This is a genomic window from Paenibacillus sp. F4 (assembly GCF_002894905.1).
Lineage (GTDB): Bacteria > Bacillota > Bacilli > Paenibacillales > Paenibacillaceae > Paenibacillus > Paenibacillus polymyxa_B.
Genome location: NZ_POVS01000014.1, coordinates 41,824 through 57,351 on the forward strand (window position 1 = coordinate 41,824; position 15,528 = coordinate 57,351).

The following is a 15,528-nucleotide window of genomic DNA, read 5'->3' on the forward strand; positions in this document are numbered from 1 at the left end:
AAATTAACCTGCAAAGTTAGCAGCGTAATTTTCAGCAATAAATCCCTTAGAAATCAGGATAGCTTGGGATTTCTTAGTAGCAGGACCATAGCCTTGGGTCAGCAGGTCATTAATATGTAAGCGGTTATATATGAAGCAAAATACAAAGTTGGACGCCCCACTCGTAAGGATCGATACCAGAAAAATAATAACAGCCCACTTCCAATCCCCTCTAAACAACGCAGGGAAAAAACCGAAAAAGAGCGTAGTCCATGAAAAACCTACTTTGCGTTCCTTGATCATTCCCGTTTTATTTCTCAATTTAATCTTCATTTACCCCTTACCTCTCTTTATATAGTCTTTTAGAACTATATTAGATTATATAGGACAGAGGGAATAAATGGAACTCATTTCGTAAAATCATAAATTTCTCAAATACTTTCTAGTTTATAATGCTTTTCTAGCATTTCTTTAAAAACATCAACAGGGTACTTGTATTCAACTGTTTTGAAAACAATCCGGTTATTCCACTGGTTTTTTTCCAGCTCGCACCCATGCTCCATATCCAGTTCCTTCATGATAAAAATAATCTCATCCAGGGTTCCCATCACACTATGTCTATTTGTCGTCGTCACCAGCATCTGCTCGCCTTCCTGTATGTATGCCTTTACGATACGCTCATCAATTCCTTCGCTGATCATCAATTCCTTCAAGGCTTGCACAAAAAGAGTCGGCAGGTTGTTGTACTGCGATTTTTTAATCCCAAAAAGCGTGATGCTTAAGCGGGATATATCATGCATAAACACTATATTTTTTCTTCGATTCAGTAAAAACAAGCTGGCATGCCAACTATTCAAAGGCGGATAAATATCAACTTGAAGTGGTTCAGTCTCCCATTCCTTCAGCAGTTTTTGTGTTCCTCGTATGACAAACATCTTTGCTCTCCTTTATGACGGTCCTGTGCCGTAGCTCGTGATTAGACATACCTGATTTCTTGTATAAAGCATGTCACGTATATCATAACATCGTATTCCAAACACCGGATTATAAACTCTTTCAGTATAATAGAGAGGCTAGCAGCTGCCAGTAATTTGATCACATCTTCTGTTAGGAGTGGAGATGAAATTACTACAGTGCCTTCAGGTTAAGAGCATTTTGAATACTTCTCTGTTGTGGTTAAAGGGATCGGAAGCATGGGCTATTTGAAAAATTAAACTAATTTCAATACATTCCATGTTGTGGTTAAAGTTTAGAGCAAGCTCATTGATTTTATCCTGAATCTATTTCAATACATCCCATGTTGTGGTTAAAGCATCGGAATGCATGGCGGTAGACGTTCGCGACTCGCATTTCAATACATCCCATGTTGTGGTTAAAGTTCAATACATCACATGTTGTGGTTAAAGGCTAGTAGAATCAAGCTTTTCAGTTTTAATAATGTGCTTATTTTACTACAGCCACTAGGGTTTCGCAATTTTTTCCCAACCGTAGACCCCTCCCCTCTGATTGTAGAGAAAAACGTCTAAAACCCTGGCACCTCTAAGAAATTCCACGTCTCACCCTTTTAAGAGGTTGGGAAAAAATCACTTACAACGCTTAATGAAATACCTTAATTTAATAGGAACATCATTGGATGTACACCGTGGAATTCATTCTTGAAATAAAGCCAATGCATCGGGAAAAACACCCTTTTAACTTTCTATGAATATTCCCCACTCAACTTCAATGGATAATTTTTATGGAAATCCCCTCCACTGCTCTATATAATTCAGGTACAGTTCGTCACGCGAGCTTAATCTAAAAATTAGGGGTGTTCCACACCTATGTCACAGCATATTTTACTTATTGAAGACGATCTATTCATTGCCGAAATGCTACTTAAAGCACTCACCAAGGAAGGTTACACTTTAACCACCGCCTATGACGGGGAAGAGGGACTTCTTGCCTTTGAACGTCATACCTATGATCTGGTACTGGTGGATTTGATGATGCCGAAGGTGGACGGTATGGAGGTGATCCGCCGAATCCGTACCCACAGCGCCGTACCTATTCTGATTATGTCAGCCAAGGACAGCGACGTGGATAAAGCGCTTGGACTGGGCTTTGGGGCAGACGATTATGTTGCCAAACCTTTTTCAATGCTCGAAATGACGGCTCGTATTCAGTCCGCGATCCGCAGATCTACTACATATGCCCGTCAGCAACAACAGGAGGAACAGCCGCAAGCACAAGTTTTGACCTACGGCAGTCTGCGCATTGATTTTGATCATTTTACAGTCATACGCAATGAAAATGAAATTCAGCTAACAGCCAAAGAGTCCGATATTTTGAAGCTATTTGTAGCCAATCCGAACCGGGTATTTACAAAAGCACAATTATACGGATTTATTTGGAAAGACGATTATATGGGCGACGAGAACGTGATTAACGTCCACATTCGCCGCCTGCGTGAGAAAATCGAAGAAGATCCCTCTCATCCTCTCCACATTAAAACGCTATGGGGCATTGGCTACAAATGGGAGAATGGCTGATATGAACATCGAAAACATTTCTGAGTGGATTGTCGGCCTCATCATGTCAGTCGTTATAGTATGGCTTTGGCGGGAGCGTATGGCCTATAAGCGCAAAATAAAAGATATACGAGCGCTACTAGAGCGGATTGTGACGGTGAATCATGCGGAAAAGCTGCTATATGTCACAGGTGACGTTGAACTGCAACGACTCATGACGGAAATTAATCGACTGCTGGACTTGAATCTCAGAGTGTCTGCAGATTACAACCGTAGCCAAATTGCTATGCGCAAAATGATTTCGAACATTTCACACGATCTCAAGACCCCGCTTACGGTTGTGCTTGGATATGCCGAGATGCTGGATGGCGATCCGACTATTTTGCCGGAAGAACGTATAAAGCTGCTATCCAAAATTCATCAAAAGACAAGCGAAGCGATTGAGTTGATCGCAAGCTTTTTTAATTTGGCGAAACTGGAAGCTAATGATACGGATATTCCGTTGACCCGACTGGAGATAGGAGAACTGTGCAGACGCAGTATTTTGGAGTATTATGACCTGCTGACTGCACAGGGATTTACTGTGCATATTGAGATCCCCGAGTACCCCATTCATGCCTTGGGGAACGAAGGAGCCATTGGGCGGGTGCTGAATAATCTGATCTCGAATGCCGTTCGCTACGGGGCAGATGGACGGACGCTAGGCCTGACACTGTCAGAACAGCAGGATACAGTGCGTATAGAGGTATGGGATCGTGGGAAAGGCATACAGGAATCTGAGCAAGATAAAGTTTTTGAACGCATGTACACACTGGAGGACTCCCGCAATAAGGCGGTACAAGGCAGCGGACTGGGCCTTACGATTGCCAAACGTCTGGTTGAAACGATGAACGGAGAAGTTCAATTGACCAGTAGACCTTATGAGCGGACAGTCTTCTCTTTTACATTGAAGAAAATCAACTATTAATCGTACTCAACATGCTCAACTTAATAAATTTGTAAGAATCACGAAAGAAAAATGAACATTTCGCCCTGTATCCTTGAATTATCAGCAGTATACGAAGGGAGAACACCCATGACTTACGTAATACGTACACATCAGTTGACCAAGGCCCTGAAGGGCAACGAAATTGTAGCGGGAGTCAGTATGAATGTGCGCAAGGGAGAAACCTATGGCTTTCTCGGCCCTAACGGGGCAGGCAAGACGACGATGATGAAAATGATTACGAATTTACTCAAGCCGACATCGGGTGAAATTGAATTATTCGGTGAGAAATTAACGCCAAAATCGTATCATCTGCTCGGACGGATGGGTTCGATTATTGAATACCCGATTTTTTATGACAGGCTAACGGCGCAGCAAAATCTCGAACTTCATTGTGAATACATGGGCTACTATAATAAGCAGGCTGTCCGGGATGCCCTGGAATTAGTGAACTTGCAGAATGCGGGTGACAAGTCGGTAAAAGACTTTTCACTGGGAATGAAACAGCGTCTCGGGATTGCCCGCGCTATTGCGACTAAGCCAGAGCTACTCATTTTGGATGAACCGATTAATGGTCTGGACCCCGTGGGAATCAAGGAAATCCGCCAATTATTCCATATGCTATGCAAGGAATATGGGATGACCCTGCTCGTGTCCAGTCATATTTTAGCGGAAATAGAGCAGATTGCGGATACGGTAGGCGTGATTAATCACGGAAGGCTGATTGAGGAAGTGTCGATGGAACAGGTGCGAGAAACCAATACGGAATATATCGAATTTACGACCAACGATTGTAAAAAAGCGACCTACGTCCTCTCCCATCATCTGAATCTGAATAATATAAGGGTACTAAATGAACAGAGTATACGTATTTACGATTCAAATGTACCGCAGAAACAAATTACGAAGACGCTCATTTTAAATGATATAGAAGTGGATTCCATTCATCAGAAAAGCAGCACCCTGGAAGACTACTTTTTACGGCTGTTAAACGGAGGTGATCTCCATGCTTAAATTGATGCAGTTGGAGCTGAAAAAATTTCATCTGGCGGGTTATATCCGTTCAGCACTGATCGCCAATGCATGCATTCTTGGGCTGCTCTGTATTATCGCGCTGGACAGTCAAAGTGAAGGAATACCTGAATTTACACAGTACACTCAACTTTTGGATATAATAGACATTTTTGTAAGAGCCACATTTATTGTGTTTTCCTCCGTTTTGCTATGCCGCTTTATCGTCGGAGAATTTAAATCCAAATCGATTACGATCTTGTTCATGTATCCGATTCACCGTCAAAAGTTGATGATCGCCAAGCTCTTGGTTGTGCTGCTGTTTACGTTCTTGTCTATTATTATATCTGAAATAATCATTACGGCCGCTATTCATCTGCTCAACCAGTTTGTCTTGATTGTACCGGATAACCTTACTCTTTCGATACTGGGTCAACAATCAGCACGGACGTTAATCAATGCCGTTGCTGCCAGCTTTATGGGATTGGTTCCGCTGTATATGGGGATGCGAAGATACTCTGTACCCACCACTATTGTGACCTCAATCCTGATTGTAGCATTGCTTTTCTCCAATAATAACGGCGCTACACTTAGCTCCATAGCCCCCGTGCAAATTGGCTTCTCTATACTGGGAATGCTTGTGGCTTATGCGGCGATTCGACGTATTGAGTATAAGGATATTACCTCGTAATATGTAATTTCGTAGAGCGCTTTCAAAAAACAGATGAAAATCATTGTTAGATATACACACATTTTTCACTGGACTTCATTCTAAAACAGGTATATCCTATAGGAGAAATTAAAAACGGAATAAGGATCTTCGGGGTAGGGTGAGATTCCCAACCGGCGGTATGGCTCATGGAGCTAAGCCCGCGACTCTGTATCTGGCAACAGGATACGGACTGATTTGGTGAGATGCCAAAGCCGACGGTAAAGTCCGGATGGAAGAAGATCGAAATATCAACATGCCGCGAAGTGGATGAATACTGCGTTATTAGTTTTGCAGCAACTTCATTTAACTTGCATAAAGCGGCAAGTTTATTTGATCAACCCCCGTCTTGCATGGCCTTTCGCCATGGACGGGGGTTTTTGTGCCACCGGTCCTGTATTCGCAAGGAGCTAATTGAGTATGAGTCAATCTTCTACTGTACTAACATCCAAAGGTTTTGATCGTAGCTCCCACATGAAAAGCGGTTTTTGGCTGGTCGCAATTGGAGCGGCCTTGTGGGGCGCAGACCCGCTGTTTCGTATTATTTTGCTAAAGTCATTTACTTCAACACAAATTGTACTTATGGAGCATGTGCTGCTCTTCCTCGCTCTGACACCGATGCTGTGGAAGCATCGTGAGGAACTCAAAGCGGTACGGCTTCGTCAAGTTTTCGCTATTTTATTCGTCTCGTGGGGCGGCTCGGCTCTGGCCAGCGTGATTTTCACTATGGCACTCAGCAATGGTGATTTGAATGCTGTACTCTTACTCCAGAAGCTTCAACCCTTGGTCGCTATTGTTCTAGCCCGTATTATTTTGAAGGAAATGTTGCCGCGTCATTTTGGATTATTAATTGTCGTCGCTCTGTTCGGGACGTATCTTCTGACCTTCGGTTGGTCGCTCCCCTTCGGACATGTTCGTGATTTTGTTCAGGTTGGTAGTCTGCTTGCACTCGGTGCAGCAGTTCTGTGGGGCGGTTCGACAGTCATGGGAAGTTACTTGCTTCGTTCAATGAAATATGAAACAGTAACCTCCCTCCGCTTCATGGTGGCGCTCCCTCTGCTGATTGTCCTCACCTCTGTAGAGCATGCGCCATGGAATATGCCTGCCGGTACATGGGCGGGCGCAGCTGTGATTATCAATCTGCTATTGCAGGCATTGCTTCCGGGTCTTCTCAGCTTGCTGCTGTATTACAAAGGCTTAAGTACGACCAAAGCGTCTTATGCCACGATGGCAGAACTGAGCTTTCCCATGGTTGGTGTCGTGATTAACTGGATCGCATTTCAGCAAATCGTTACTGTAGCGCAATTAACTGGTTTTATGCTCATCTGGATTACGCTCTTTATGATTTCACGTCAGCAAAAAAATTAACAGGTTCAATGTCCCTTTCATGACTCACCCAAGCCAAATCGTGAAGATGCCTTTGCATCTCCGATTTGGCTTTTTATGTATTAGTATTAATATTTCAAATAGTTCTTTAGACCTATTTTTCGACAAAAGTGTCTAAAACATGAAACTATTCCTCGTTTCCCATAGATTACATCTTTAAAATTTATCGGTTTCTGTCGAATAAAACAATGTAGTGATCATCAGACACAGAGGAGCAAGAATATGACTAAAGAAAAACAAACAGTTCCATGGTGGAGCAGGTTTCTCAAACAGTTTTATTTAATGAGGACAAAATTAATTGTAGCTTTTATGGCAGTCCTATTGATTCCCAGCATACTTATTGGATACTTTTCTTATCAGGGTGCTACGACGCAACTCAGTCAGCAAATGGGCGGTGCCGTGTACACGAATCTGTATCTGATCCGAAGCAATGTCAATCAGTATGTATCGCCTATTATGAAAGACGTTGACGTGCTATCCACTGAAATCCAATCTGATTCCATTGATTCCAACGAAGAGGCTCTTCAGAAAAAATTGGATGTCATCGTCAAAGCTCATCCCGAATTAGATGCTGCGCTCCTCGGCAATGAGGAAGGACAATACATTCGTACGCCGAAAAAAAAGGAAACCGATTATGATCCAAGGGAAAGAAAATGGTACAAAAACGCGATGCAGGAGAAGGGTAAAGTAGCCGTCAGTGTTCCAGCTGTCAGCGTCACGACAGGGAATTTAGTGGTTAATTTATCAAAAACGCTGGAGGACGGTCAAGGAGCTATTGCATTAGCTTTGAACCTAGACAAGATGAGCCAAAACCTGCAGTCTGTAAAGATTGGGGAACGCGGAGGACTCATTATTGTTGATTCTGATTATAAAATTGTGGCTGGAGCTGGAACTGCCTTTAAAAATACAGGCAAAAAACCAACAGACATCATAGAGGGACTTCCCGAAGTAGCGAAAACCGCTGAAAATGATACTCCCTCCATATCACAAATTCAATTTATGAATAGGGACGTGTTGGCCTTTACACTCAAGGACCCTCTCACCGGATGGAACATTGTCGCACTGTCGGATCTGGAGGATTACAGTGATGCAGCCCAACCGATTCTGAAGCAAAGCCTGATTGTAATTATTATTTCCATACTGGCCGCTGCCATTATCATCGTGCTCATGATTCGCTCGTTCCTGATTCCACTGCGCAAGCTGCAAGCAGGAACACGTATCGTCCGTGACGGAAATCTGACCGAACGTGTTAATCTGTCCAGTAAGGACGAGTTCGGCGAGCTGGCACAGAATTTTGACCAGATGACACATGCCTTGCATACGATGGTCTCCGAGGTCAATCAAACGTCCTCCCGACTCGCTTCCTCTTCCCTGATGATCAAGGAAAGCACAGAGCAAACGACGGAGTCCGTACAACACGTAGCGGAAACGGTTATGGAATCCGCAGAAAATGCAGCCACCAGCGCCGAGGCATCCGAGCAAACCGCTAATGCCGTTGAAGAAATGGCCAAGGGTGTCAGCACCATTGCCGAATCAGCAAGCTCCATCGTGGATTCAGCAGGACAAACCGAGCATGATGTAGCTCAAGGCAGTCAAATGATCAGCCATGTGCGGACACAAATGGACCGTATTCTGGAAGCTGTAAGCCAAACGGCTAGCCTGATGGATGAGCTATCCCAGCTCTCAGACGATGCGAAGCAGATGAATACAGCTATTGCCGCCATTGCCAAGCAAACCAATTTGTTGTCTCTGAACGCGTCTATTGAAGCTTCCAGAGCTGGCGAAGCCGGGCGTGGATTTGCCGTAGTCGCTATAGAGGTACGCAAGCTGTCTGAGCAATCCAAGGAAAGCGCAGATTCCATCAGTCAGATCATTACTCAGATGCTCGATTTGATTCAACGCTCCACCGCTACCATGAACGGTAATGTTCGTAACCAGGTAGGTGAAGGATTACGTATTAGCCAAGATGCAGAAGGTGCATTTACGAATATTGAACGCTCTACATCTCATATTGTGGAACAAATTCAAAGTGTGTCCGCTGCGGCTGAACAAATCTCAGCCAGTACAGAGGAAGTTTCGGCTACTGTCACCCATTTGGCAAGTCTGTCTCGCAATTCGGCGGACAGTTCGCAGACAACCTCTGCTGCCGCTCAGGAGCAAATGGCGGCCATGGAGGAAATCGCATCTTCGTCTCAGGAGTTGTCCAACATGGCGCAGGATTTGCAACAGCTGGTTAAGCGATTTAAGATTTAAGTTACACATCGTATCGTTGCAATTTCATGCAAGTAAGAATGAGCAGCAGTACATCTAATGACTAACAAAAGCCTTCGTCCGTATACTAATTACGGGCGAAGGCTTTTTCCATGTGAGTACTTGGGGTGATCTCTCTTGTTTACTTATAGGGTCATCTGACCGGTTAACTGACGGCGTCTATCTCCTTCGGGGTCGTGCTCCATTTTAATATCCTGATGGAAAATAACTGTAGTCCGCTCTTCCCTGTCGTACATCGGCCAAGCCTCCTCGGACAGCACAGGCTTCCCATCACGTGCAAAAGCAACCCATGCCTGCTGCATAGCTTGAGCGAGCTTCTGCATCGACGGTTGAATCTCTAATCCAAGCTTACCTAGCAGCTCCAGATTATCGAAAACAAACGCAATTTCTGCACCGTGAACCGCTTGTCCAAAGGTAGGATGCCCCGGCAATGTCCAATCAAAACGATACATCCATACAGGCGCATGCGCCGACTGCGCAACAGCAAGAGCCAATGCAGGACGCCAAAAAAATAGATCAGTCAACATTTGTGCCTGTCCCTCAATCGTAACCGGAAATGGTTCTATCAGGTCGCCGATGTCTGACATGCCCGTCATCATTTCCAATGCCTGACTCGCTGTTGACTTGTTCATTAGATGGGATTCTTTTCGGATGAAATAGGCCCCCTCATGCAAGTTCGTTCCAATCAAAACGGATACCTGCTTTGCTGAACCTTGCACGATTGCAGATAGGGGTACATCTGGCAAGGTCACACCGTCCACAACGGGTTGATAGATCATCGCCATCCCTGGTCCGATGACTTCATGCGTCTTCGCCATAGCTAGCATCAGCGCATCTGTCGGCAGCGTAAACAACCGTTCTGGATGCTGAGTGTCCACACCCAACTGCTGCAGATACACAGCCGTCACTTGTTCGGCCTGTGAAGTTGGCAATACCTGCGACGCACCGCTCTGTAAAATTGCACGCTGGAACAGTCCCTCAGCTGCTGGCATTGCCAATAAAGCGGCAATACTCATCGCGCCTGCTGATTCACCGAACACCGTTACTTCGTCCGGGTTACCGCCAAAGGCAGAGATGTGATCCCTAACCCATTTCAGCGCAGCGATCTGATCCAGCAGTCCCGCATTAGAGGTCAGGCCATCTCCCTTTGGAGTCAGATGCAAAAATCCTAACGGCCCCAATCGATAATTGATCGTAACAACCACAACATCGCCATTCTTCGCCATACGTTCCCCGTCATATAAAGGTATAATCCCGGACCCCGTGACAAAGGCACCACCATGAATCCACACCATCACCGGGCGTCCCTTCTCAGGGGCCTTCGAAGCAGGTGTCCAAACGTTCAAATATAAGCAATCTTCGGACTGCTCAGGCGGTTCCACCAGATTTCCAGTCATACTTTCAGCGGATGGCATAGGTTGCGGGCAGATTGGCCCAAAACTCGACGCAGCCCGCACACCCTCCCAAGGCTTCAAAGGCTGGGGCGCGTGAAAACGTAGTTTTCCAACAGGAGGCTGTGCATATGGGATACCTTTCCACACATGATATCCATTCCCCGTTTCCCCACGTAATTGACCTAAACGAGTATGTACCGTAATACTCTCCATCATGAAGCCTCCTTTATTTCGTATGTTCAACACAACGGTATAATATCAATCTTTACATATCTCTATTATACCCTTTGCACACGGCCAAACCAAAAAATACCGGAAGCACTTTTGCGCTCCGGCATTTTTAAAAACAAGATAGGGAAATAGCGATTAATCCCGAACTTCTTCTTTGGGAATCAGCTTGTAAATTTCTTCGCTTTCCATAGAGTCAATTAATCGGTCTAGCCACTTGTAATAAGCGACGGCCTGCTTCATTTTCAAACGATCTTGCTGAAGAATCGCCTTAAATTCCTCGTACTCTTCACCCTGATTCATCAATCTATCCAGCTCATCAATGGCTTTGCGCAGCACCAGTAAATTTGTTTCTACCGCTTTTCTCCATTTAATAGCGAAGAAGTCAGTGAATGTTTGATGCCAGTCATATTCGACTTCATACAAGTCCTTGCGTGAGCCCTTGCTCCATACCTTATTTACCATTTTCAGATCCAATAATGTTCGAACTCCTGTACTCATGCTCGTTTTGCTCATTTCCATTTCACGGCCCATCTCGTCCAGCGTCATCGGTTTATCCGCAAAGAAAAGCAAACCGTATAAATGCCCCGCAGACAAAGTGATCCCATACAGGTCCATGTTTTTACCTATAGCTTCTATAACACGTTTGCGAATTTTTTGCAGCGAAGCCTGCTGCTCATCACCTAACTGGTACAAGCTCATGCTTGCAACCTCCTAATTTTAGAGCATTTTGCACAACCTAGTATGAACGATTTACCCGTAAAAGATTAGCTTTGACGCAATGTATGAAATCTTTCAATAATAAATGAAATGTTTCAAAAACAAAGCTTCTGTCTATATTACAACAGCATGGATCGTTCAAAATCATAATTCGCAAAATTGCTAATGATAGTAGATTTTTAAAATTATGGATATACATAAATCTTTTTCTTATGGTTATATTTCATTGTCTATTTTAAAAAAAGCACTATCGGTTGTAAAGTTCCGAATGTTTGAGCATTCTATAGAACGAAGGAGCATATCAAAGGAAACTTTGTACAGTTTTTTCTGTACGTACTTTATGAACAGTTTTTTTGTTTGAAATGTAAGCAATGCTTCTGTTACAATTAATTTTGTCATTAACCGTTCAGGATGTTCAGAATTATGATTTTTATACTCAATCCTTAATGCAACAAGGGGTTAATACCAAGCAAAGTATAGAAAGAAGAGGTGTATGTATGACGATTTTGGAAGTCAAAAATGTCAGCAAACTCTTTGGTCCTCACGCAGAGCAAGGTGTTCCGCTCCTGGAGCAAGGCTGGGGCAAGGAAAAGTTGGCCAAAGAAAAACAGATTACTGTTGGTGTCAATAAGGCCAACATGGAAATTAAGCAAGGTGAAATTTTCGTAATTATGGGGCTATCGGGCAGTGGCAAGTCCACTTTGGTGCGAATGCTAAATCGCTTGATTGAGCCTACCTCCGGTGAAATTCTGGTCCACGGCAAAGATCTCCGTAAGATGAACAAAGAACAACTTCGCGAAGTTCGTCGTAAAACCATCAGCATGGTTTTTCAAAAATTCGCCCTGTTCCCACATCGGACTGTATTAGAAAATGTAGAATATGGTCTTGAAATTCAAAAGGTAGAAAAAGCACAGCGTCAGGAAAAGGCGCAACAAGCGCTGGAACTGGTTGGTCTTAAAAACTGGGGCGATAAAATGCCCGATGAATTGAGTGGCGGTATGCAGCAGCGTGTCGGCCTGGCACGGGCGCTGGCTAATGACCCTGAAGTGCTCCTGATGGATGAAGCGTTCAGTGCATTGGACCCTCTCATTCGCCGTGACATGCAGGATGAGCTGTTGGAACTTCAAGATAAAATGAAGAAAACAATTGTATTTATCACCCATGATCTGGATGAAGCGTTGCGGATTGGTGACCGGATTGCATTGATGCGAGACGGTGCGGTCGTACAAATCGGTACACCGGAAGAAATTATGATCCAACCGGCTAACTCTTATGTAGCCCGCTTCGTCGAGGATGTGGATCTGTCCAAGGTATTGACGGCTGCTCATGTCATGCTTCGTCCAGAAACCATCACCATGGATCGTGGTCCACGTGTGGCTCTGGAATTGATGCGGGAGCGTGGGATTTCCAATTTGTTCGTCATTGACCGTACTAAAAAGCTACTGGGTGTTATTAACGCCGAGGATGCTGTTCATGCACTGCGCAATAATTTGAAGATTGAAGATATTTTGATTACTGACGGACCGCAGGTTGCTGCCGAGACTGTCATTAATGATTTGTTTGAAATTACAAGCTCGTCCAAGGTGCCGTTGGCTGTGGTCGATGACAAGCAAAAGCTGCTGGGCGTTATCGTCCGTGGAGCATTGCTCGGCGCACTTGGTGGAGATGTTACCACTACGAAGGAGGTGAATGCCCATGATACCGAAACTGCCAATCGCTGAGTGGATTCAATCTATTGTCGACTGGATGGGTATTCATCTGGCTGGATTGTTTAATGTTATTTCTTCTATTATAGAAGCTGTAGTAGGCTTTTTCTCAGGTCTGTTCATGCTTCCGCACCCTCTGGTGTTCATCGTGATCATCGGGATTATCGCCTTTATGATCGGGCGAGTTCAGCTTACGCTGTTTACTGTCATCGGCTTCCTGCTGATTGATAATCTCGGCTATTGGAGTGAAACAATGAATACGCTCGGACTGGTCATCACGTCTGCGCTCGTATCCATTGTTATCGGGATTCCCATCGGGATCTGGTGTGCATACAGTAAATCCGCATCCCGCATTATCACGCCTTTACTTGATTTTATGCAGACGATGCCTGCGTTCGTGTACTTGCTCCCAGCGGTTACCTTTTTCAGCCTGGGTGTTGTACCTGGTGTTATCGCATCTGTTATCTTTGCTATCCCCCCAACGATTCGCATGACTAACTTGGGAATTATGCAAGTATCAGGTGAGCTGATCGAAGCCTCAGATGCTTTCGGTTCAACCTCTGCGCAAAAGCTGTTCAAAGTTCAGCTTCCACTGGCATTGCCTACCTTAATGGCTGGTATTAACCAGACGATTATGCTGTCACTGTCCATGGTTGTTATTGCTTCCATGATCGGTGCAGAAGGCATCGGTGCTGTTGTGTACCGTGCTGTGACACAGCTGCAAATCGGTAAAGGTTTTGAAGCCGGCTTAGCTGTTGTCGTTCTGGCTATTGTGCTTGACCGTTTTACGCAAAACCTATTTAAACCTACGCAAAAAGGCAAAAGCCGCGTATCCAGCAAACAAAAAGTATGGATTACTTCTGCAGTTACAGCTGTCATTTTGATCGCTGGTGCATCCCAATATTTTGTTGGTACGGATCATTCCGCATCTGGCAAAGGTAACGCTGCTGCCAACCCGGTTGGCGAAGAAGTCGGTTACAAAATTATCGGTATTGATGCCGGGGCAGGCATTATGAAATCGACTGCCAAAGCAATTCAAGACTACAATTTGTCTGATTGGAAGCTGGTTGAAGGTTCCGGTGCAGCTATGACGGCCACACTGGACAAAGCCATTAAAGCGAAAAAACCGATCATTATTACAGGTTGGACTCCACACTGGATGTTCAACAAGTATGATCTCAAATATTTGGAAGACCCTAAGAAGTCTTATGGTGAAGCCGAGGGGATTCATACGATTGCCCGTAAAGGCTTGCAGCAGGATGCTCCTATCGCTTATGAGTTTCTAAAACGTTTCAAATGGACACCGGAAGATATGGGTGAAATGATGGTTGCCATTCAAGCCGGAACCAGTCCTGAACAAGCTGCCCAGGATTGGGCGGAGAAACATGCCGACAAGGTTCAGAAATGGACTAAAGGACTGCAACCTGTCAATGGCGACACGTTCAAGCTGAGTTATGTGGCTTGGGATTCCGAAATTGCCAGTACGAATTTGCTAAGTTATATTTTGGAGAACAAACTGGGTTACAAAGTAACCGCACTTCAAGTGGAAGCAGGTCCTATGTGGACGGGTGTCGCTAGTGGTGATGTAGATGCTTCACCGGCTGCATGGCTGCCGTTAACACATGCGGATTACTGGGCTAAATACAAGGATAAGCTCGACGATCTTGGGGCTAATATGAGCGGTGTTAAAACCGGATTGGTCGTTCCAGCTTACATGGATGTTAAATCGATTACTGATTTGCAGGATAACGGAGCCGAAGCGGCTCCGGCTTCCGCCACAACTGAGGACTTTGGCAAAGAGGTCGGTTACCGCATTGTCGGTACCGACCCTGGCGCCGGACTAATGAAGCTGACCGCTAAAGCTATGAATGACTATGGCTTATCCGACTGGAAGCTGCTTGAAAGCTCTGGAGCTGCTATGACCGCTACACTGGATAAAGCTATCAAAGCCAAGCAGCCTATCGTCGTTACAGGTTGGACTCCTCACTGGATGTTTAACAAATATGATTTGAAATACTTGAAAGATCCTAAAAAAGCGTACGGTGATAAGGAAGAAATTCATACAATCGCCCGCAAAGGTTTGAAGCAGGATGCTCCTGTGGCTTATGAATTTCTAAGCCGCTTTAAGTGGACTGCTGAGGATATGGGTGAAGTAATGATCGCGATTCAGGACGGTACTGCCCCACAGCAGGCTGCCAAGAACTGGGCTGATAAACACCCTGACAAGGTTCAGGAATGGATCAAGGGCCTACAGCCCGTCAACGGCGATCCTTTGAAGCTGAGCTACGCTGCTTGGGATTCTGAAATTGCCAGTACGAATGTATTGAAATATGTACTGGAACAAAAATTGGGCTATAAAGTAACAGCCCTGCAAGTGGAAATCGGCCCGATGTGGACTGGCGTGGCCGGCGGAAGTGTAGATGCTACTGCTGCCGCTTGGCTTCCATTGACGCATGCTGATTATTGGGCTCAATACAAGGATAAGGTGGATGACATCGGAACCAGCATGACTGGCGTTATGTCCGGGCTTGTCGTTCCATCCTATGTGCCGATTGATTCTATCGAGGATCTTAAGGCGCCGCAATAATATTCCGCTTTTAAACCATACGAATAAGTAAAAGGCAGATCA

At 44.9% G+C, this 15,528-nt stretch carries 12 protein-coding genes and 1 riboswitch; of the genes, 8 read left to right on the forward strand and 4 right to left on the reverse strand.

What is annotated here, in order from left to right; genetic code table 11:
- Window positions 1-3: 3 nt before the first annotated feature.
- Entirely contained in the window at window positions 4-312 is a 309-nt protein-coding gene (locus C1T21_RS15425; RefSeq protein WP_025722058.1) for a hypothetical protein, read from the reverse strand.
- A gap of 98 nt (window positions 313-410) precedes the next feature.
- Entirely contained in the window at window positions 411-914 is a 504-nt protein-coding gene (locus tag C1T21_RS15430) for a DUF6933 domain-containing protein (protein WP_103048861.1), read from the reverse strand.
- 888 nt (window positions 915-1,802) lie between these two features.
- Between C1T21_RS15430 and C1T21_RS15435 the strand changes: the two genes are divergently transcribed.
- The 6 genes from C1T21_RS15435 to C1T21_RS15460 all read left to right on the forward strand — a co-directional run bounded on the left by C1T21_RS15435 (window position 1,803) and on the right by C1T21_RS15460 (window position 8,833).
- Window positions 1,803-2,510: a response regulator transcription factor gene (locus C1T21_RS15435; protein ID WP_025722060.1), complete on the forward strand. Its 708-nt coding sequence runs from the start codon at window positions 1,803-1,805 to the stop codon at window positions 2,508-2,510.
- Between the two features lies 1 nt (window position 2,511).
- Window positions 2,512-3,456, forward strand: a complete 945-nt coding sequence (locus C1T21_RS15440; protein ID WP_103048862.1) for a sensor histidine kinase — start codon at window positions 2,512-2,514, stop codon at window positions 3,454-3,456.
- Between the two features lie 108 nt (window positions 3,457-3,564).
- Window positions 3,565-4,488, forward strand: a complete 924-nt coding sequence (locus C1T21_RS15445; RefSeq protein WP_103048863.1) for an ABC transporter ATP-binding protein — start codon at window positions 3,565-3,567, stop codon at window positions 4,486-4,488.
- Window positions 4,481-5,176: a hypothetical protein gene (locus C1T21_RS15450; RefSeq protein WP_103048864.1), complete on the forward strand. Its 696-nt coding sequence runs from the start codon at window positions 4,481-4,483 to the stop codon at window positions 5,174-5,176. The genes C1T21_RS15445 and C1T21_RS15450 overlap by 8 nt, the downstream gene beginning before the upstream one ends.
- Before the next feature lie 121 nt (window positions 5,177-5,297).
- A riboswitch (FMN riboswitch) is annotated at window positions 5,298-5,442 on the forward strand.
- A 172-nt stretch (window positions 5,443-5,614) separates the two neighbouring features.
- Window positions 5,615-6,562 carry a DMT family transporter gene (locus C1T21_RS15455; RefSeq protein ID WP_076292438.1) on the forward strand — a complete coding sequence of 316 codons (948 nt, stop codon included), beginning with the start codon at window positions 5,615-5,617 and terminating at the stop codon, window positions 6,560-6,562.
- A 240-nt stretch (window positions 6,563-6,802) separates the two neighbouring features.
- Window positions 6,803-8,833, forward strand: a complete 2,031-nt coding sequence (locus C1T21_RS15460; RefSeq protein WP_103048865.1) for a methyl-accepting chemotaxis protein — start codon at window positions 6,803-6,805, stop codon at window positions 8,831-8,833.
- Between the two features lie 143 nt (window positions 8,834-8,976).
- Here C1T21_RS15460 and C1T21_RS15465 read toward each other — a convergent pair whose 3' ends face one another.
- Entirely contained in the window at window positions 8,977-10,458 is a 1,482-nt protein-coding gene (locus tag C1T21_RS15465; RefSeq protein ID WP_103048866.1) for a carboxylesterase/lipase family protein, read from the reverse strand.
- A 153-nt stretch (window positions 10,459-10,611) separates the two neighbouring features.
- Window positions 10,612-11,175 (reverse strand): GbsR/MarR family transcriptional regulator, encoded by a 564-nt coding sequence (locus C1T21_RS15470; RefSeq protein ID WP_023987581.1) that lies wholly within the window; start codon window positions 11,173-11,175, stop codon window positions 10,612-10,614.
- A gap of 515 nt (window positions 11,176-11,690) precedes the next feature.
- Between C1T21_RS15470 and C1T21_RS15475 the strand changes: the two genes are divergently transcribed.
- Window positions 11,691-12,914, forward strand: a complete 1,224-nt coding sequence (locus tag C1T21_RS15475) for a quaternary amine ABC transporter ATP-binding protein (RefSeq protein ID WP_029516322.1) — start codon at window positions 11,691-11,693, stop codon at window positions 12,912-12,914.
- Window positions 12,889-15,486: a glycine betaine ABC transporter substrate-binding protein gene (locus C1T21_RS15480; RefSeq protein WP_103048867.1), complete on the forward strand. Its 2,598-nt coding sequence runs from the start codon at window positions 12,889-12,891 to the stop codon at window positions 15,484-15,486. The genes C1T21_RS15475 and C1T21_RS15480 overlap by 26 nt, the downstream gene beginning before the upstream one ends.
- The last annotated feature ends 42 nt before the right edge of the window (window positions 15,487-15,528 follow it).

Excerpts from the sequence above, each read along its gene's own strand:
- C1T21_RS15425 (WP_025722058.1), bottom strand. The coding sequence starts at position 312 with ATGAAGATTAAATTGAGAAATAAAACGGGAATGATCAAGGAACGCAAA.
- C1T21_RS15430 (WP_103048861.1), bottom strand. The coding sequence starts at position 914 with ATGTTTGTCATACGAGGAACACAAAAACTGCTGAAGGAATGGGAGACT.
- C1T21_RS15435 (WP_025722060.1), top strand. The coding sequence starts at position 1,803 with ATGTCACAGCATATTTTACTTATTGAAGACGATCTATTCATTGCCGAA.
- C1T21_RS15440 (WP_103048862.1), top strand. The coding sequence starts at position 2,512 with ATGAACATCGAAAACATTTCTGAGTGGATTGTCGGCCTCATCATGTCA.
- C1T21_RS15445 (WP_103048863.1), top strand. The coding sequence starts at position 3,565 with ATGACTTACGTAATACGTACACATCAGTTGACCAAGGCCCTGAAGGGC.
- C1T21_RS15450 (WP_103048864.1), top strand. The coding sequence starts at position 4,481 with ATGCTTAAATTGATGCAGTTGGAGCTGAAAAAATTTCATCTGGCGGGT.
- C1T21_RS15455 (WP_076292438.1), top strand. The coding sequence starts at position 5,615 with ATGAGTCAATCTTCTACTGTACTAACATCCAAAGGTTTTGATCGTAGC.
- C1T21_RS15460 (WP_103048865.1), top strand. The coding sequence starts at position 6,803 with ATGACTAAAGAAAAACAAACAGTTCCATGGTGGAGCAGGTTTCTCAAA.
- C1T21_RS15465 (WP_103048866.1), bottom strand. The coding sequence starts at position 10,458 with ATGGAGAGTATTACGGTACATACTCGTTTAGGTCAATTACGTGGGGAA.
- C1T21_RS15470 (WP_023987581.1), bottom strand. The coding sequence starts at position 11,175 with ATGAGCTTGTACCAGTTAGGTGATGAGCAGCAGGCTTCGCTGCAAAAA.
- C1T21_RS15475 (WP_029516322.1), top strand. The coding sequence starts at position 11,691 with ATGACGATTTTGGAAGTCAAAAATGTCAGCAAACTCTTTGGTCCTCAC.
- C1T21_RS15480 (WP_103048867.1), top strand. The coding sequence starts at position 12,889 with ATGATACCGAAACTGCCAATCGCTGAGTGGATTCAATCTATTGTCGAC.